We start from the raw sequence: 16,744 nt of genomic DNA on the forward strand, positions 1-16,744 counted from the left end.
TTCTGCACGCAATGAATTTACTCGTACTTACCCCGCATTCTAGGATGCAATTTTCATTTGCAAGCTTTACTCATTGAATAATCTTCCCTAAAAGAGACGGTATAAGACAGAATCGACGGCTCGCGACTGCGGACGTTGGAAATTTTTCAAAGCAGCGGCCTTCCCGGTGCACATGGTTCACATCACATTTGATCTTTTGAGAGCGACACGGACGGAATAGTCAAGGCACTTGTACTGGCCGTGAGGCACATCGATCAGCGGAGTAACTTCCACACCGAGGACGACGACGTCAACGCACTTGAGGAGATCGCAGCGGCACTTGCAGTTGCATCGACAACAGAGCAGGATGCCTTTGCCAGGATGGCAACGTCGCTTGGCTTCCCTGAGCTAGTGGAGCAACTCGGCCTGGATTCGCCGCGATGACCGCATCGGGCGGCAGCCGGCCAAACAGAGGCAGTCGACCATTGTGTCAAGATTGATAACACTGCGAACCATTCCAACCAAGGCAAAACAATGATGACTTCCGGCGACGGCCTGACCAGTCCCGCGCGGCTCCTGCGACTCGCCTCATGGGTAATCGCGATCATCTTCGCCGTCTTTCTGAACATGCTCGGCAGTCTCGTGATCCGCGACATGGCGTTTGCCCCGACGGGCGGCCCGCCCGTCATCGAGCAATTCGCCGATGCGCCGACGAAAGCGCGGCTGGACGCAGCGCGGCGCAATCTGCAGGCGCAGCACAACGCGCTTGCCGACAAGGCCGACACCATGGAGGTCGCGCGCGGCCGCGCCGCAAAGGAGTATGCGGCCGAGAAGGAAAGCTTCCGCAACTGGCTGGCAACGCGCTCGGTGACCGGCGACAGTGCGAGGGACCCCGACATTCTGGCGAGAACTCGCAAGCTGGATTCGCTCCAGGCCGTGGTGGTCAACTGGCAGCATCAGATCGATGCGATCAACGATCAGCAACGGGCGCTGGCATCGCAGCTGACTCAAGTAGACACGCAAATCGCAGAAGCGGACGCAGCAGCCGAACGGCGCTTCGACGAAGCGACACGGCACTACGAGTTGCAAGTGTTCGGACTGCGGCTTGCGCTGACGCTGCCGATACTGCTGGTTGCGATCTGGTTGTTCATACGCTACCGCAAGATACGCTACTGGCCTTTCGTGTACGGTTTTGGCCTGTTTGCACTGAGCGCGTTCTTCATCGAACTGGTCCCGTACTTGCCGAATTTCGGCGGTTACGTCCGAGTCCTGGTGGGCATTGCGCTCACGGTGTTCGCCGGCCTTTACATGATGAAGGCCTTTCAGCGCTATGCCGAACGCAAACGGCTCGAATTGCAGCAGGATCAGGGAGAACGCGCGCGCACGATCGGCTACGAAAAAGCCGTTCGTTCGCTCGAAAAAAAGCGCTGCCCGTCATGCGACAAACAATGGAATCTCGGCGGCGACGACTCCACGTTCTGCGTGCATTGCGGATTACGACTCTTCAATGTCTGCGAATGCGGCGGCCGGAATTTTTTCTTCTTCCCGCATTGCCATCAATGCGGTGCGGCTCAGGGAAATGAGGTGCCGGCGTCGTCCGATTGACAGTCGGCGTGTTTTCAACACGCACCAGTGTCGATAGCCTTCAGCGGATCGGGTCAGGTCAGTCGCGGATTGTCGAACCAGGCAGCGACCGGGCTCGGCGGCGGATTCAAAAGGTCGTTCGGCACGAGCCGCTCGATCGTTCACAATCCTCGGCCCGTCGCCCCCGCGCGTCGAATCCGCAACCATCCGCGAACGCCGCCGATGCCGTCACGCGAGCGTTTCAGCGACAGCTTCGCCCGGCTTCACTGCCATTCGCCGGGATGACAGACCACCCAACCCGGATGATAGCTATCCATGTCCGTGTGCCCCCAGCACCAGCCGTGCTGGCGAATGGTTTTCATCATCAGCTCGCGTTGTGCACACGCACTGCCCGGAGCATATTGCCCGTCAGGCAATAGTTTCGGTGCCGCGCCGTTCCTGCATTGGCCATCGACCACCTCTTCCTGACGCATCAACTCCTGGACAGCAGGTGGAACGGTGCGGGCCAGCGTGGCCTTGTATTCGATGCAGGCGGCCGCCTTGGGGTCGTTGGATTTGCCGGCACATCGGGACTGGAGCTTGTCGATGTTTCTCGACACTTCCGGCGGATACGTCTCGGCGTGCGCCGCGGCAATACATCCCGCCAGCAACAGGCAGGCGGCGGCAAGAGATCTGATCAAAATCATTTCGTGAAGGACACGATGCGTCGGGTAGCCCAGGAACCGGCGAATTATGGCACGTGCGCGTTTTCAACGACTCGCCGGGCAAGGGTGTCCGGACATCCCCCGCGACGCAACGGGAACCTCACGAACACGGCCGGCGCTCGGCGGATTGCTCCAGTCGCGCGAGGTAAGCATCGCCCGATTGCTTCATCGCGTCGAGCACCGGGGCGAGCGTTCTGCCGAATTCGGTCAACGTGTATTCGACGCGGGGCGGGACCTCGGCGAAAACCGTACGGGTCACGATGCCGTCCGATTCGAGCTCGCGAAGCTGCAACGTCAACGAGCGCTGGGTCACCGCTCCGATCAAGCCGCGCAACTCGCCGAACCTTTTGGTACCGCCCAGCAGATAGTGCACGATCAGCGGCTTCCATTTCCCTCCCGCGACATCGACCGTCGCGGCGACCGAGCACGGATACGTGCTAACCGAAGATGTCATGCCGGCTCCCAATAGGATAATTTCTTTCCCTATATATCAAAGACGTGCCTTCTTGTGCAAAAGCGGCCGACCGCCGATAGTCCCGGCATCGTTACATCGGCCGCCGATAACCGGCGACCGGACTCATTCAAGGGATCAGATCGATGAAGGCCGCTTATTACGAACGTCAGGGCAACGCTTCGGAAGTGTTGAGGCTCGGAGATTTTCCGGTTCCGCAACCGGGTCCGGGCGAAGTCCGGGTGCGCATCCACGCATCGGGCCTGAATCCCAGCGATATCAAGGCGCGTACCGGCTTCTCCGGCCCTTCCGCATTTCCGATGGTCATTCCGCATCAAGACGGTGCAGGCGTGATCGACGCGGTCGGTGTCGGCGTTGCGCCGACACGGACAGGCGAACGGGTGTGGCTGTTCGAAGCGCAATCTCGCCGCCCCTTCGGCACGGCCGCGGAATATGCGGTCGTTCCGGAAGCACAGGCCGTTCCTTTGCCCGACAACGTTTCGTTCGAGGTCGGCGCCTGCCTGGGCATTCCGGCACTCACGGCCCATCGATGTCTCTTCTCGGACGGCGACATCAAGGGTCGCGCGATACTCGTCCAGGGCGGCGCGGGAGCGGTCGGAACCGCAGCAATCCTGCTTGCAAAATGGGCCGGCGCGTGGGTCGCGACCACCGTTTCAACGCCCGCGCAGGCAGACGCCGCACGGCGTGCGGGTGCAGACCTCGTGATCAATCGACGGCTGCAGGATGTGGTCGCGATCGTGAAGTCGGCAACACGGCAGCGGGGAGTCGATCGTATCGTGGAAGTCAGTCTGCAAGACAACCTCGACATCGATATGCGCTGCCTCGCCAACGGCGGCATCATCAGTTCGTACGCCGTAGGATCCGCTGCCGATCAGGTACCGCTTCCCCTGCTCGACGCCATGATCGCAGGCTGCACATTCCGGTTCGTCTACATTTACACCGTCCCGGCGGCCGCCAAGTCCGCAGCCGTTTCGGCGATCTGCCGATGCCTCGAGGACGGCGCCTACGTGCCGACCATAGGCATGCAATTCGCGCTCGACGCCATCGTTGAAGCCCACCAGGCTCAGGAATCTGGCCAGGTTATCGGCAAGATCATCGTCAGGCCATCGCTCGTCCGGTCGCATGAGCCGGCGGACGTTCAGCCAAATGATTGATCACCGCAAGGACGTGTCGGCAAGCCAGCGTCCCCGCATTCGCAAGCCACGAGATCGAACCGACGACGCTCATGTTCGAACGTGTCGTGGTCAGCGTCATGAAGCCCCCTCGAGAATGACGAAGGTCCCGGTTGCTGCCCCGGCGCGGAGTGCCTTGGCTGTCTGGTATTCGGGGCTCTCATAAAAACGCCTGGCCTCGGCGAACGAATCGAACTCGAGAACCACATGCCGCTCATGGGCCTCGCCTTCGAGGTTTTCATACTGCCCCCAGGCCGCAATGACCTTGGGGCCGAAAGCCTTGATTGCATCACCCGCGGCTTCTGCATAAGCAGCATAGGCGGCCGGGTCCGAAACGCTGACGTGTGCGACTAGATAACCCTTCGGCATGTCGATCTCTCTTTGGTAACGGGAACACGCGATTCAACGCGGGGCGGCGATCTTCAACGACTTGCGTCGACTGGATTGAGGTGCGATCGCCGGTTCTATTCCGACGCGACACGCCGGAAAGGTTGAGGGCGCCTGCCCGCCTCCTGACGCTCGATCATCCAGCCGGGATAGCTGGCCGGCAAAGCACTCACGGCATCGAGACGCGCAAGCTCGGTCTCGGTCAGGACGACGTCGACCGCGCCGAGATTGTCTTCGAGCTGTTCGATCCGTTTGGCGCCGACAATCACGCTCGTGACATGCGGCCTCGCAAGTAGCCACGCGAGCGCGATCCGGGCGACCGAGACATCGTGCGCATCGGCGATGGTGCGCATCTCTGCAACGCACGGCCAGGCTCGATCAAGATCGACCGGCGGAAAATCGAAATGATTGCGCCGCGAACCGCTGTCGTTCGACGTACCGGGACCGAACTTCCCCGACAGCAACCCGCCGGCGAGAGGCGACCAGACGAGCAGCCCCATCTGCTCCTCGACGACGAGTGGCACCAGCTCGCGCTCGACGTCACGTCCGGCGATCGAATAGTAGGCCTGGAGCGTCTCGAAGCGCGTGGCGCGAAGCGCCGCACTCAGCCCGAGCGCCTTGCCGATCCTGCCCGCGCGCCAATTTGACACGCCGACATATCGGACCAGCCCCTGCCGCGTGAGATCGTCGAGGGCGCGCAGCGTCTCTTCGATCGGCGTGACGGGATCGTTGGCGTGAATCTGGTACAGATCGATATGGTCGACCTGAAGCCGTTCCAGGCTTCTCTGCACGGAATCCATGATGTGGCCGCGCGACGCCCCCTGTTCGTTGGGCTTCCGGCCCATCACGCCGGCCGTCTTGGTCGCGAGCACGATCTCGCTGCGCGGCACGCCGATGTCCCGGAGGGCCTGCCCGACGATGCGTTCGGACTGGCCAAAGGAGTAAATGTCGGCGGTATCGATGAAATTGATTCCGTCGGCAAGCGCGCGGGCGATCAGCTGGTTCGCCTCGTCCTGTTCGACGGCGCCGATCGCCTTCCACATGCCGGCATCGGCGTTGCCGCCCAGCGTCATCGTGCCGAGGCACAACTCGGAAACGTACAGGCCGGTGCGGCCAAGTTGCTTGTATTTCATCACCCTTCCCTTCAAACGTGGCTGGATGGCATGCGGCGGCGTCCGTTGCGTTGCGTCACGTCCCGTCGCGCATGCCGGGATTTCAGTTGCCTCGAGGTGTTCCGGACCGAAACTGTCCGGCGATCGTCGCGACGCGCATGCCATGGCGGCGTGCCGTCTCGAGGTCGCCCGGCGACATTTCCTCGGGCGACGCATCGGCAGGCGTTTGCGCCATCGGCCCGATATAGGCGCCCATGCGATTCAGGTCGTCACGCATCGAGGCTTTCACGTTCGCCGGCTTGATGTCCATGCTGACCCAGATGCCGCCGTGCTGCCCGGCGAGCAGGAAGAAGTATTCGAGCGTGTTGAGCTTGTCGCCGTTGATGCTTGCGCTGTTGGTGAAGCCGCCAAAGATCTTGTTCCGCCATCCGCCTTCGAACCAGACCTTCGAGGATGCGTCGGCAAACTTCTTGAACTGCCAGCTCGGGCCGCCCATGTAGGTCGGCGAGCCGAACAGGATCGCGTCCGCGCCGGCGAGCGTTTCCCAGGCATCCGCTGGAATGTTTCCCTCGCTGTCGATCGCGACGAGCACGGCGCGGGCGCCTTCGGCGACAGCGCTAGCCATGCGCTCGGTATGCCCGTAGCCGGAATGGAATACGACGACTGTGTTGACCGGAGAGGCGTGTGGTGTCATGGGTGCTTCCTTTCGTTCGCGTTGTCCGCCGTGGACGACATGGAAAGCCACTCTACCGAGCCACAACTGAGTTATAAACGATGACAAATTGAACGTTCTGTTACTCCCTGGGTGAACAATGCAAAACCTCGACGCGCTTTTGATCTTTGCCCGTGTCGCCGAAATGACGAGCTTCACGCGCGCGGCCGAAAGCCTCGGTATTCAGAAGGGACGTGTGTCGATGGTGATCCGTGAGCTGGAGCGGGATGTGGGCGTTGCACTCCTGCACCGGACCACGAGGCGCGTTCAGCTGACCGAAGACGGGCGCGCCTTTTATTCACGCGCGCGCGACCTGCTGGCCGAAGTACAGGAGTTGCAATCGATGTTCTCCGGCAACGGCACACCGTTGCGGGGAAGGCTGCGCGTCGACATGCCCACCGAGCTGGCACGCAGCGTCGTGATTCCCGCACTCCCGCAACTGATGGCGGCGCATCCGGAACTGGAACTGGAACTTTCGAGCACCGATCGGCGTGTCGATCTCGTCCAGGAAGGATTCGACTGCGTGATCCGGCTCGGGCCGATCGTCGACGAGACGCTGATTGCCCGGCCGCTGGGAAAACTGCGGATGACCAATGCGGCGAGCCCGAGCTATCTGGCGCGGTACGGCACACCGCACACGCTCGATGATCTGCGCACGCAGGGACACCGGATGATCCACTACACGCTGACACTCGGTGCCAGGCATGCCGGATGGGAATACCCGGACGGCGACGGCTATGCGTCGCTTCCGTTGCCGAGCGCGATGCAGGTCAACAGTGTGCAGACCTATCATGCAGCCGGGCTGGCAGGCCTTGGGTTGATCCAGGCGGGATATCCGACGCTTGCGCATTACATTGAAAGCGGCGCGCTGGTGGAGGTGTTGCCCAACTTGCGTCCCGAGCCGCTCGCCGCGTCGCTTGTCGTGGCTCATCGGCGCAATCTGTCGCCCCGCGTCCGGGCCTTCATGGACTGGATCGAGGGGGTGTTGGAGCCTTATCTTGATTGAGCGGCGGGGGTGGTGGTTTATGTCCGGCGCGGGTCGTTCGGTCGTTCGGCGACACCTTCGTCGATCTGGTCTTGAATCGCGCTGGCGCTTGTGTGTTCGTCGAAGGTCGCTTACTGGAACGCAAGTCGAATGGTCGTGACAGATCGCAATGGCTTACCGTCCGCATCCCGCGGGCGAGAATCAGGACGCACCTTCGTCGTCGCTATCGACGCTGACAATGGCCTTGCCGAGATTGCCGCCCGAGAGCATCGCGAGAAACGCGTCGACGATGTTGTCGAAGCCCGTCGTGACGGTTTCGGGCGCAACGAGGTCGCGGCGCTGGAGGTGCGGGATCGCGAATGCCTCTAGTTCCTGCTGCAGGCTGGCGTAGTTCTTCACGAGAAAGCCCTGCAGCGTCAGGCTCTTGCCCACCGCGTCGAACAGATTGCGCGGCGCGGCGGGAGGCTGCAGCGCGCTGTACTGCGCGACCGCGCCGATCAGCGCCGCGCGCCCGTGGTCTTTCAGGACGGCGATGGCTGCCTCGAGCTGTTCGCCGCCGACGTTGTCCAGGTAGACGTCGATGCCTTCGGGAACCCTTTCGCGCAATTGCGCAGCGACTTGCCCGGGCCGGTAGACGAATGCGTCGGAATAGCCGAGGCCGTGCATCAGTTGCCGTGCCTTGCTTTCGTTGCTGGTGCTCCCGACGATCCGGCCCGCGCCGAGCAATTTCGCGAACTGGCCGGCCGCAGTGCCAACGCCGCCGGCCGCGGCGGACACATAAACGGATTCGCCGGGCTGCAGGCGGACGATGCGGGTCAGGGCGACCCAGGCAGTCAACCCGGTGCCGCCGAGGATGCTCAGCCACGCGGTGATCGGCACACCCTCCGCGGGCCGGATCACCCGCAGCGCCTGCACCGGTACCTGGGCGTAGGTACGCCATCCCTGTCGATGGAATACCCAGTCGCCGGGCCGCAGCGCGGTGTCCGTGGAGCGCAGTACCCGGCCGATGGTCCGGCCTTCGAGCGGCGCATGCAGTGCCCAGTCGCCGTCCATGCATTCGCGCATGTAGGGGTCGACTGAAAAATGCATGTTTCTCACCAGAGCTTCGCCGGGCGCCAATGGCGCCAGCGGCTGCCGGACGAAACGGAAATGCTCCCGCCGCGGTTCGCCGTGCGGACGTTCGACCTGATGAACCAGCGTATTGCGGGATGGAAGATATTCAAAATCCAATTCGCTCATTAACTATCCACGATGATTGATAAAGGCCGGGGCGTTGCCGTATTGAAGCAGCGATATTTACGCAATGGCGATCGAATCAATAATCCCGGGAATGGAAATTGACGTTCGATTCAGCTATTTTTTTACAAATCCACACAAATCAACAAAACGATGCATACCCGCTTCTGGCAAGGCTAGTTTGAATCGACTTGTTTTATACGCGTGTACATTCTGCACAACGGCAAGCACAATAAAAACGGCAAATTTCGATTTTTTTGTTTCCTCTTTTATGCGACTGATCGACCGGTTTCATCGACTTGGCGAGTTTCTCGAAGAGCAGGGGAATCAGCCCGGCCTGCCGGCGCTGGCGCGCGCCCTGAACTGCACCGAACGCAACGTGCGGGGCCTGCTGCGCAAGATGGAAGCGCAAGGCTGGCTGCGCTGGGAGTCGGCGCGCGGCCGTGGCCACTTTTCGCGCCTGACTATCCTGGTGCCGCCGCAGCACGCGGTGCTCGACCGCCTGTCGGCCTTGCTGGCGGAAGGGGAACTGGAGCAGGCGTTTGCCAGCCTGGCAGACGAGCAGCGCCGACAGTTGCTGAAACGGCTGCCAGATTTCCTGGGCATCGATACGGAGGGTTCGCACAGCCACCGTCTGCGCATTCCCCTTTATCGGGCGGTGGACGAACTCGATCCCTATCGGGTGATCAGCCGGCTGGAAGCGCATCTGGTGCGGCAGATCTTTTCGCGACTGACCGAGTTCGACCGGCACACGCAGCGCGTCGTGCCGGCACTGGCGCATCACTGGGAATCGGAAGAGGACGGACGGGTTTGGCACTTCTGGCTCCGGCCGAACATCGTCTTCCACGACGGCACGCCGCTGGAACCGGAAGACGTGCGGTACACGCTGCTGCGCATGCGTGACGAGCCGAGCTATTTCCAGCGGCTATACCGTCATCTGCTCGACGTGGAAATCGGCGACGGCCGGCGAATCGTGTGCCGTCTGAGCGACGTCGATCATCTGTGGCCGCAGCGCCTCGCGGCGGCCAATGCCTCGATCGTGCCGCGGCACCGGAAGCCCGACTTCGCACGCATGCCGATCGGAACGGGGCCGTTCAGGCTGACGCGTCACAGCGAATACCGCATTACCCTGTCGGCCTTCGGCCATCATTACCGCGAGCGGGCCCTGCTCGACGAACTGGATCTCTGGTTTCTTCCCTCGACCGGCCTGGCGGACGGCTTCGACCTCCGCTTCGGCCACTCCGTTTCCCGCACGCAAGCCAATAAGGGCATCGTGCGGGTGCAGGCGGGCTGCACCTACGTGGTCTGCAACGCCACGCGCGACGGTTTTCGCCAGCGCGAACAGCGGCTCGCGCTGGCGGACTGGCTTGCGCCCGGCCGCCTGTTCGGGGCCGACGATCCCGCGCGACGGCCCGCGGCCGGCCTGTTACCGGCCTGGCAGCATCGCGTCGCGGCATCGGGCCCCGTGCCCTCCTTGCCCGCTCAAACAGAACTCACCCTGGTGACGGGGGAAACCCATGACGAACTCGCGCTGGCGCGCATCATCGAAGCCCGGCTGCGCGAGGCGGATATCCGGCTGCAGGTGATGGCGCTGCCTTATGCCGAGTTGATCCGGCGCGACTGGCTGGATGCGGCCGACCTGGTGCTGGGCAGCGAGATACTGCATGACGACGAGGATTTCGGATGCTACGAATGGTTTGCCGCCGACAGCATTTTTCGGCAGTGGATGCCGGCCGATGCGGTGCTTGAGCTGGATCGCGTGTTGCAGGGGCTGCAGGCGCAAGCCGATGCGCGCGTGCGCATGACGGGCTACGAGGAGATCGGCCGGCAACTGGTCGAAGCGGGCTGGCTGATCCCGATCTCGCACGAGCATCAGCATATCGAGCTGGAGTCGCATGTTGCCGGTGTAGAGGCCGCCCCCCTGGGCTTCGTGCCGTTCGCAAATCTCTGGGTGCGGTGACGGCCTCCCCACGCGTCGGAAGACACGCGTGCGTCGCCCGTCTCGAGTGACCGCGCGAACAACGAGCACGCCAGCGCATGAAAGGCTTGACCCAAACCCGAATCTCCTCCCTCTACTCCGCATGCTCACGATCGAACGCACGATTACTCGCCTCGATCGTCGCGAGCGCATTCTCCGCCCACGCCTTGAGATCGATGACGAGCGGAAGCAGCGTACCGGCCAGAGAACTCAGCGCGTACTCGACACGCAGCGGCAGTTCGTCGTAGACATTGCGCACCACCAGTCCGTCGCGCTCCATCGCTCGCAGCGTCTGGGTCAGCATCTTCTGCGAGACACCTTCCAGGCGGCGCTTGATGTCGCCAAAACGCATCGGCCCATCCTTCATCGCGACCATGGCCAGCACGGTCCACTTCTGCCCGATACGCGCAAGCACCGCGCGTGACGGACAGACTTTCAGGAACGCATCGGGCGGCAACTCGATCTTCTTCGTCATGGTTACCCTCGGGTACCTAATTGATTGCAGAAACCGGAATTGAAAGAATGATGCCACCCAATCAATCGTGAGGTACATGCCATGAAGATCGCATTCCTGGGCGGTGGAAACTTTGGCGGGAATCTGGCCGAATTGCTGGTCGCGGCGGGACATGATGTGGTAGTCGGCTTGCGCAATCCCGCGAGGGCGCGCCCGGGCGCCCGGTACCGAATCGCGTCGCTGGAAGAGGCCGCGACGCATGGTGATGTTGTCATCATCGCCGTCCTCTATCAGGCGTGCGCCGAGGTACTTCCCTCCCTTGCGCATCGGCTGGCCGGCAAGATCGTTGTTGATGCAACGAATGCGCTCAAGGACGACTGGTCGCCACTTCCGCTGGGGGCCGACGGATCGGCAGCCGAGGCGATCGGCCACCTGCTGCCGGGCGCGCGTCTGGTGAAGTGCTTCAACACGGTGTTCGCCGACATCATGACGGCGGATCGCATCGATCGCGGTGGCCATGCCGTTACGGCATTCATCGCGGGCAACGACGTCCAGGCCAACACGACGGTCGCCGAGATCGCGGAAAGCGCGGGGTTCGCGCCCGTCGTGACCGGCCCCTTGAACAACGCCCGTTATCTCGAGGCGATGGCACACCTCAATATTCAGATCGCCGTAGGTCGGGGCGGCGGAACGAATGCCGGCTTCGTGTACCACCGCGCGCTCGCTTAGAAAGCCGGGTGTTCAACCTCGACGCGGTCGCCAATGGAATCCCGGCCGCGCAGAAATGGCGCGGCGCCAGCGGCCGGCGATCGCTTCGGCTCTCAAGTGCCACGCACCCGCGACGCGTCGCTTCCTGTCGACATTCGATTCGCCACGAATCCCCGATCGCTACCTGCGTTCGACTTCAACGCCCCGCACCATGCTCGATCAAATGCGCGACGAAACGAGTCAGCTTCGGCAATGGCCGCCGATCGTGCCGATACACGATATGAACCGGGTGCGGCGCCGGCAAGTACGCTTGCAACACCGGCACCAGCGCGCCACTCGCCAGGTCGTGCGCCACCAGAACTTCGGGCTGCAGCAACAATCCCGCGCCCGCGATGGCGGCCATGCGCAGCCCGTTCCCGTCGTCGCATGTGAAGACCGAATCCTGCGAAACCTGCGGCCCGTCCCACCCGCCGAGCTTCCACCCGTTACGGCCGTTCCACACCGAGTGAGACAGGCAGTGATGCACGCCCAGATCCTGCGGCGTCTCCGGACGTCCATGCCGCGCGAGGTAACCGGGCGATGCGCAAATCACCATGCGATACATGGTCAACGGCTTTGCGATCAGATCGACGTCACCCAGTTCACCAATTCGAACGGCGAGATCGAAACCCTCGTCCACCAGGTCGACGACGCGATTGCTCAACGCCAGCTCGATGCGCACGAGCGGATGCATCTGCTGGAACGTCGCGGCCAGCGGCGCGACGACGCATGCGCCGAAGGTAATCGGCGCGCTGATCCGCAACGTGCCGGACGGCGACGCGCGCAATCGCTCGACCGACGTCTCGGCGATCCGCACCTGTTCAAGCGCGCGCTTGGCATCTTCGTAGAACACGCGCCCCGCATCCGTCAGGCTCTGCCGTCGCGTGGTGCGCTCCAGCATGCGCGCGCCGAGTCGCTCTTCAAGTTCGCGCACGTACTTGCCGACCATGACCGCCGACATGCCAAGCCGCTGCGCCGCCTCGGTGAAGTTGCCCCCTTCCACGACGGCAACGAAGGTTTCCATTGAACGCAGCTTGTCCATATTGCGAACCGGCGATTAGTAGTGTCGGAAATTAGAGCACATTTATCTCAATATTGGTTCGGAGAACAATGGCTGCTCCAACCTGAAATCGAAAAGGAGTGGTTCCATGAAGATCGTTGTAATCGGCGCCGGCGGAGACGTCGGACGTGCCGTGGCAGATGAGCTTGCGCGTGACGGAAGACACGAAGTCGTTCGCGTGGGTCGCACCTCCGGTGACCATCAGGTCGACATCACCCGTGACGAGAGCGTGAGTGCGCTGTTCGAGAAGATCGGGCAAGTCGACGCAATCGTCGCCGCCGCGGGCAATGTCATCCTTGCCCCGATCGAGAAGATGACGGCGGCCGATTTCCACAAGGGATTGCAGGACAAGCTGCTGAGCCAGGTGCGCGTCGCACTGGTGGGCCAGCACTATCTGGTCGACGGCGGGTCGATCACGCTGACCTCGGGCATCGCGGTCGATGATCCGATTGCGCAAGGCGCCCATGCCGCCGCATCGAATGCCGGGATTGAAGGATTCGTGCGCGCAGCCGCGTGCGATTTTCCGCGCGGCATCCGGATCAACGTCGTGAGCCCGACGGTGCTGACGGAATCCATGGATCGGTTCGGTCCGTTCTTTCCCGGCTGCGAGAGCGTGCCGGCGTCACGTGTGGCTATGGCCTATCGACGCAGCGTGGAAGGCGTGCATAGCGGTCGCGTCTATCGGGTCGGTCATTGACGTTGAGGGCTCGCCCCGCGAGCCCGAATTCCTCGCTCCCCTGCCTGCCCCAGATTCCGCCACGCCATCACCGCACCGGCCACCAGCAACAGAACGGAAACGATCAATGCCCGCGCCATCCCGTGAACGAACGTCGCGCTGTCTGCCGCCCGAACGAAGAAACCAAACAACGCGACACCCAACACGCCGCCCACCTGCCGGGCCGTATTCAACAACCCGGACGCCACCCCTGACTGCGCGGCGCTCACCGCCGCGAGCGCCGCGTCCGTGATCGTCGGTATCGTCAGCGCGATGCCGCTGCCTGCCAGCAGCATCGGTATCGCGAGCAGCGCGTTGGAGTGCACGGCAATCGCCGGCCACATCGCGAGATACCCGACCGCGGATATCGACAGGCCGGCCGTCGCCAACGTGCGCGCACCGAGCCTGCCGGTGAGTCTGCCGGAAGCGATGCTCATGGCCATCAGCACACCCATCATCGGCAGAAACGCGACACCCGTACGGACGGGCGTCATATGCCACACCGACTGAAAAAGCAGGCTCAACGTAAACACGATCCCGTAGAAGACCAGATTCGCGATCGCGCCGATCACGATCGAACTGCGGACGATCCGGTCCTGCCACAACGCAGATGGCAGCATTGCGTCCGGATTACGCGCTTCCAGCCGGACGAACGCGATGCCCAGCCCGACGCACAACGCGAACGCGCCCACGATGACCGGGTTGCGCCATCCCAGTGCACTGATCTCGGTCGACGCGAACGTGAGCGCCGCCAGCGCCAACGCACCGGTCAGTTGTCCGGGAAGATCCAGGCGCCTTCCGCGCTGCGCTTTCGTGTTCGGCGCAAACCGCCATGTCATCCAGATACCGGCCAGGCCGACCGGCACGTTGACCAAGAAAATGCTGCGCCAACCCACGGCAGCGATGAGCAACCCGCCGGCCAACGGCCCCGCGGCCAGCGCGATGCCGCCGCCGGCGCCCCACCAGCCGATCGCCCGGCTGCGCGCCGCCGCGTCGTCGAATGCGACGCGCAGCACGGCCAGCGAGTTCGGCACCAGCAGCGACGCGCCGATCCCCTGAACGAGCCGCCACGCGATCAACGCTTCCATCGAATGCGCGATGCCGCAGCCGATCGACGAGAGCGTGAATATCGCGTAGCCGGCAATGAACACACGCTTTGCGCCCAGCCGGTCGCCGAGGGCGCCGGCCATCAGCAGGGTCGCCGCGAACACGAGCGCATACGCATTGACGACCCATTGCAGATCCGTGACCGCTGCGCCAAAGGCCGTCCGCAATGCATCGAGCGCAACGTTGACGACGCTGACGTCGATCAGGACGACAGCAAAACCGAGGCACGCGGCCGTTTGAACCAGCCGCGGGTGATGTCTGGATGAGGGGTGCATCGGCAATCCTTCGCATGGGGAGGATTGCAGCGTAGAGGATCGCCTTCTGTGCGAATATTCCGCAAAACAGCACAGCAACCTGGAGAAAATGCACCGATGTTCGACTGGGAAAACCTGCGCTACTTCGTTGCCGTCGCACAAACGGGGAGTCTTTCGGCAGCCGCCAGGCGCTTGAATGTCGACCACGCAACCGTCAGCCGCCGCTTGGGCGCACTCGAAGCGGAACTGAAAATCCGCGTGATCGACCGGTTGCCGCGCGCGTGCCGGCCGACCGCCGCCGGCCGGCAGATACTCGAGCTCGCCGAGAAAATAGAGGCGCACGCGTTTGCGATCGAGCGCCTCGCGCTTACGGAACACCTGCCGATGCACGGCACCGTGACGATCAGCGTGCCGCCCGTACTCGCAAACAACTTCTTCGCGAATCATCTACATGAATTCGCGCAATTGCATCCGGGCATTCGGCTGTCGATGGCCAGTCAGGCGCAACGCGTGTCGCTCGCCCGTCGTGAAGCCGATATCGCCGTGCGCCTGTTCCGCCCCGAGGAACCGCAAAACGTGACGCGCAAGCTGGGCGAGATGGCGTTCGGGCTCTATGCGAGCCGCGACTATGCGCACGCGTCGTCGCCCGACGATTGGGCCTTCATCTGCTACGACGCGCAATTCGCGGAAATGCCGCATCAGAAATGGCTCGAGTCGATCGCGCGAGGCCGCCGTATCGCGTGCGAGGTGAGCGACATCACGACACAGCAGGTGGCGGCACGTACAGGCATCGGCGTGGCCGGGCTGCCGGTGTTCATGGGCGACGGCGATCCCAAGTTGCAGCGCCTGTCGTTCGACGGGGAACCGTACGCCCGGGATCTCTGGCTGGTCGTGCATACCGACCTCAGACATGCGCCGACGATTCGCGCGGCAATCGACTTCATCGTGGACGTGACGGGCAGGACGTTCGCGCCGGACGCCCGACCGTAGCGACGGCGACCACGGTCGCCCGATCGCGCTGGCCGAGCCGGCTGTCAGCGCGCCGCTTCAACGTCGGAAGCAGCCGGTCTCGCTCATCGTCGACCGCCCGTCCCCGGCATCCGCGCGCCGATCAGGCCACCGCCCTCAACCACTCAAGCACATCCGCCTGCGCACGGCCCGCCACCACCGGCTCCGGCGTCAATAGACAGTAATGCGAACCATCCTCGACGAACCCCATCGGCGCGACCAGCACGCCGCTTTCGATATCGTCGCGAACGAGATGCCACGGGCCGATGGCGACACCCAGCCCCGCAACCGCCGCCTGCAGGCTGAAGTAGAAATGGTCGAACACCTGCCCGCGCCCGCTCACGGCCGGCTGATGCGCGGCAACCGCCCATTCCTTCCAAGCGTCCGGCCGTGTCCGCGTATGCAACTGCGGAACGCCCGTCTTCAACGAGCGACTACCGCGACGAGCGGAAAACCACGCATCGACCTTGTCCGGCCGGCAAACCGGCCCCACCCGCTCCGCGAACAGACGCTCTGCGTGGTAACCCGCCGGCCACGCAAAGTCGTTGCGTCGAATCGCCATGTCGATGCCGCTGTCGAATGAAAACGGGCCACCCGCGGCCGCCAGGTGAACGTCGACGCCCGCATGTCGCGCCTGAAAATCCGGCCAGCGCGGAATCAGCCAGCGCATCAGAAGCGTCGGCTCGCACGACAGGACCCAGCGCCGCGCCCGAGCGGCCTCGGTGCGCAATTCCTGCGCGGCGTGACGCATCAGCCCCAGCCCGTCGTGGACCGCCTGCGCCAGCTTGCGGCCCGCGTCGGTCAGGAACACGCGCCGGCTGCGCCGCTGGAACAGTGCCACGCCCAGGTCGTCCTCGAGCAGCCGCACCGCGCGGCTGACCGCGCCGTGGGTCAGGCACAGCTCGTCGGCGGCGCGACTGAAATTCTCGTGACGCGCCGCCGCCTCGAAGCAACGCAGGGCCATCAGCGAAGGCAGGTTCGCGCGCATCGATTGTGAATCCATCTCACCATTCTGGTCAGAAATCATCGCTTTTCCGGCTGAAACATGACCCATAAGATTGCGCCATCGAACCATCAA

At 63.2% G+C, this 16,744-nt stretch carries 17 protein-coding genes; 7 read left to right on the top strand and 10 right to left on the bottom strand.

The genetic code is table 11. The features are described 5' to 3' along the window. Nucleotides 1-516: 516 nt before the first annotated feature. Complete coding sequence (locus ACTJLD_RS28875; protein ID WP_060349641.1) at nt 517-1,584, top strand: hypothetical protein; 1,068 nt, start codon at nt 517-519, stop codon at nt 1,582-1,584. A 242-nt stretch (nt 1,585-1,826) separates the two neighbouring features. Here ACTJLD_RS28875 and ACTJLD_RS28880 read toward each other — a convergent pair whose 3' ends face one another. Further along, entirely contained in the window at nt 1,827-2,249 is a 423-nt protein-coding gene (locus ACTJLD_RS28880; protein WP_060170228.1) for a hypothetical protein, read from the bottom strand. A gap of 118 nt (nt 2,250-2,367) precedes the next feature. After that, nucleotides 2,368-2,721 carry a winged helix-turn-helix transcriptional regulator gene (locus ACTJLD_RS28885; protein WP_440660328.1) on the bottom strand — a complete coding sequence of 118 codons (354 nt, stop codon included), beginning with the start codon at nt 2,719-2,721 and terminating at the stop codon, nt 2,368-2,370. Between the two features lie 143 nt (nt 2,722-2,864). Here ACTJLD_RS28885 and ACTJLD_RS28890 point away from each other — a divergent pair, with 143 nt between their 5' ends. Further along, nucleotides 2,865-3,893 carry an NADPH:quinone reductase gene (locus tag ACTJLD_RS28890; RefSeq protein ID WP_440660200.1) on the top strand — a complete coding sequence of 343 codons (1,029 nt, stop codon included), beginning with the start codon at nt 2,865-2,867 and terminating at the stop codon, nt 3,891-3,893. A gap of 96 nt (nt 3,894-3,989) precedes the next feature. On the opposite strand, the gene ACTJLD_RS28895 is transcribed toward ACTJLD_RS28890, so the two are convergent. From ACTJLD_RS28895 to ACTJLD_RS28905, 3 genes are all read right to left on the bottom strand, one after another. Next, nucleotides 3,990-4,280 carry a DUF1330 domain-containing protein gene (locus ACTJLD_RS28895; RefSeq protein ID WP_027792058.1) on the bottom strand — a complete coding sequence of 97 codons (291 nt, stop codon included), beginning with the start codon at nt 4,278-4,280 and terminating at the stop codon, nt 3,990-3,992. Nucleotides 4,281-4,375: 95 nt separating this feature from the next. Beyond that, nucleotides 4,376-5,431, bottom strand: a complete 1,056-nt coding sequence (locus tag ACTJLD_RS28900) for an aldo/keto reductase (RefSeq protein WP_119336681.1) — start codon at nt 5,429-5,431, stop codon at nt 4,376-4,378. Between the two features lie 82 nt (nt 5,432-5,513). Continuing rightward, entirely contained in the window at nt 5,514-6,104 is a 591-nt protein-coding gene (locus ACTJLD_RS28905; RefSeq protein ID WP_060311538.1) for a flavodoxin family protein, read from the bottom strand. 118 nt (nt 6,105-6,222) lie between these two features. Here ACTJLD_RS28905 and ACTJLD_RS28910 point away from each other — a divergent pair, with 118 nt between their 5' ends. Further along, nucleotides 6,223-7,128, top strand: a complete 906-nt coding sequence (locus tag ACTJLD_RS28910) for a LysR family transcriptional regulator (RefSeq protein ID WP_440660201.1) — start codon at nt 6,223-6,225, stop codon at nt 7,126-7,128. 180 nt (nt 7,129-7,308) lie between these two features. Here the strand turns inward: ACTJLD_RS28910 and ACTJLD_RS28915 are convergent, their stop codons facing one another. After that, nucleotides 7,309-8,346: an MDR family NADP-dependent oxidoreductase gene (locus tag ACTJLD_RS28915; RefSeq protein WP_059693539.1), complete on the bottom strand. Its 1,038-nt coding sequence runs from the start codon at nt 8,344-8,346 to the stop codon at nt 7,309-7,311. Between the two features lie 268 nt (nt 8,347-8,614). On the opposite strand from ACTJLD_RS28915, the gene ACTJLD_RS28920 reads away from it, so the two are divergent. Further along, nucleotides 8,615-10,303 carry an ABC transporter substrate-binding protein gene (locus ACTJLD_RS28920; RefSeq protein WP_440660203.1) on the top strand — a complete coding sequence of 563 codons (1,689 nt, stop codon included), beginning with the start codon at nt 8,615-8,617 and terminating at the stop codon, nt 10,301-10,303. 112 nt (nt 10,304-10,415) lie between these two features. On the opposite strand, the gene ACTJLD_RS28925 is transcribed toward ACTJLD_RS28920, so the two are convergent. Next, a complete protein-coding gene (locus tag ACTJLD_RS28925; RefSeq protein WP_034196196.1) occupies nt 10,416-10,796 on the bottom strand; it encodes a winged helix-turn-helix transcriptional regulator in 381 nt (126 codons plus the stop codon). Between the two features lie 81 nt (nt 10,797-10,877). On the opposite strand from ACTJLD_RS28925, the gene ACTJLD_RS28930 reads away from it, so the two are divergent. After that, on the top strand, nt 10,878-11,504 hold the full coding sequence (locus ACTJLD_RS28930; protein ID WP_440660205.1) for an NADPH-dependent F420 reductase: 627 nt from the start codon (nt 10,878-10,880) through the stop codon (nt 11,502-11,504). 175 nt (nt 11,505-11,679) lie between these two features. On the opposite strand, the gene ACTJLD_RS28935 is transcribed toward ACTJLD_RS28930, so the two are convergent. Next, complete coding sequence (locus ACTJLD_RS28935) at nt 11,680-12,564, bottom strand: LysR family transcriptional regulator (RefSeq protein ID WP_440660207.1); 885 nt, start codon at nt 12,562-12,564, stop codon at nt 11,680-11,682. A 106-nt stretch (nt 12,565-12,670) separates the two neighbouring features. Here ACTJLD_RS28935 and ACTJLD_RS28940 point away from each other — a divergent pair, with 106 nt between their 5' ends. Beyond that, nucleotides 12,671-13,279 carry a short chain dehydrogenase gene (locus tag ACTJLD_RS28940; protein WP_321842480.1) on the top strand — a complete coding sequence of 203 codons (609 nt, stop codon included), beginning with the start codon at nt 12,671-12,673 and terminating at the stop codon, nt 13,277-13,279. Here ACTJLD_RS28940 and ACTJLD_RS28945 read toward each other — a convergent pair. Then, nucleotides 13,273-14,679, bottom strand: a complete 1,407-nt coding sequence (locus ACTJLD_RS28945) for an MFS transporter (RefSeq protein WP_440660209.1) — start codon at nt 14,677-14,679, stop codon at nt 13,273-13,275. The two genes, ACTJLD_RS28940 and ACTJLD_RS28945, sit on opposite strands and share 7 nt — an antisense overlap. Here ACTJLD_RS28945 and ACTJLD_RS28950 point away from each other — a divergent pair. Beyond that, nucleotides 14,674-15,648, top strand: a complete 975-nt coding sequence (locus ACTJLD_RS28950) for a LysR family transcriptional regulator (protein WP_440660210.1) — start codon at nt 14,674-14,676, stop codon at nt 15,646-15,648. The genes ACTJLD_RS28945 and ACTJLD_RS28950 overlap by 6 nt on opposite strands. A gap of 121 nt (nt 15,649-15,769) precedes the next feature. Here the strand turns inward: ACTJLD_RS28950 and ACTJLD_RS28955 are convergent, their stop codons facing one another. Further along, entirely contained in the window at nt 15,770-16,693 is a 924-nt protein-coding gene (locus tag ACTJLD_RS28955) for a LysR family transcriptional regulator (protein WP_440660212.1), read from the bottom strand. Nucleotides 16,694-16,744 lie beyond the last annotated feature (51 nt).

This window comes from Burkholderia sp. 22088, from assembly GCF_052045915.1.
GTDB classification, from domain to species: Bacteria; Pseudomonadota; Gammaproteobacteria; order Burkholderiales; family Burkholderiaceae; genus Burkholderia; species Burkholderia cepacia.

Bases quoted from the DNA above. Each gene is read 5' to 3' on its own strand.
- ACTJLD_RS28905 (WP_060311538.1), bottom strand. From the start codon at position 6,104: ATGACACCACACGCCTCTCCGGTCAACACAGTCGTCGTATTCCATTCC.
- ACTJLD_RS28910 (WP_440660201.1), top strand. From the start codon at position 6,223: ATGCAAAACCTCGACGCGCTTTTGATCTTTGCCCGTGTCGCCGAAATG.
- ACTJLD_RS28915 (WP_059693539.1), bottom strand. From the start codon at position 8,346: ATGAGCGAATTGGATTTTGAATATCTTCCATCCCGCAATACGCTGGTT.
- ACTJLD_RS28895 (WP_027792058.1), bottom strand. From the start codon at position 4,280: ATGCCGAAGGGTTATCTAGTCGCACACGTCAGCGTTTCGGACCCGGCC.
- ACTJLD_RS28930 (WP_440660205.1), top strand. From the start codon at position 10,878: ATGAAGATCGCATTCCTGGGCGGTGGAAACTTTGGCGGGAATCTGGCC.
- ACTJLD_RS28880 (WP_060170228.1), bottom strand. From the start codon at position 2,249: ATGATTTTGATCAGATCTCTTGCCGCCGCCTGCCTGTTGCTGGCGGGA.
- ACTJLD_RS28875 (WP_060349641.1), top strand. From the start codon at position 517: ATGACTTCCGGCGACGGCCTGACCAGTCCCGCGCGGCTCCTGCGACTC.
- ACTJLD_RS28920 (WP_440660203.1), top strand. From the start codon at position 8,615: ATGCGACTGATCGACCGGTTTCATCGACTTGGCGAGTTTCTCGAAGAG.
- ACTJLD_RS28940 (WP_321842480.1), top strand. From the start codon at position 12,671: ATGAAGATCGTTGTAATCGGCGCCGGCGGAGACGTCGGACGTGCCGTG.
- ACTJLD_RS28900 (WP_119336681.1), bottom strand. From the start codon at position 5,431: ATGAAATACAAGCAACTTGGCCGCACCGGCCTGTACGTTTCCGAGTTG.
- ACTJLD_RS28945 (WP_440660209.1), bottom strand. From the start codon at position 14,679: ATGCACCCCTCATCCAGACATCACCCGCGGCTGGTTCAAACGGCCGCG.
- ACTJLD_RS28935 (WP_440660207.1), bottom strand. From the start codon at position 12,564: ATGGACAAGCTGCGTTCAATGGAAACCTTCGTTGCCGTCGTGGAAGGG.
- ACTJLD_RS28885 (WP_440660328.1), bottom strand. From the start codon at position 2,721: ATGACATCTTCGGTTAGCACGTATCCGTGCTCGGTCGCCGCGACGGTC.
- ACTJLD_RS28890 (WP_440660200.1), top strand. From the start codon at position 2,865: ATGAAGGCCGCTTATTACGAACGTCAGGGCAACGCTTCGGAAGTGTTG.
- ACTJLD_RS28955 (WP_440660212.1), bottom strand. From the start codon at position 16,693: ATGATTTCTGACCAGAATGGTGAGATGGATTCACAATCGATGCGCGCG.
- ACTJLD_RS28925 (WP_034196196.1), bottom strand. From the start codon at position 10,796: ATGACGAAGAAGATCGAGTTGCCGCCCGATGCGTTCCTGAAAGTCTGT.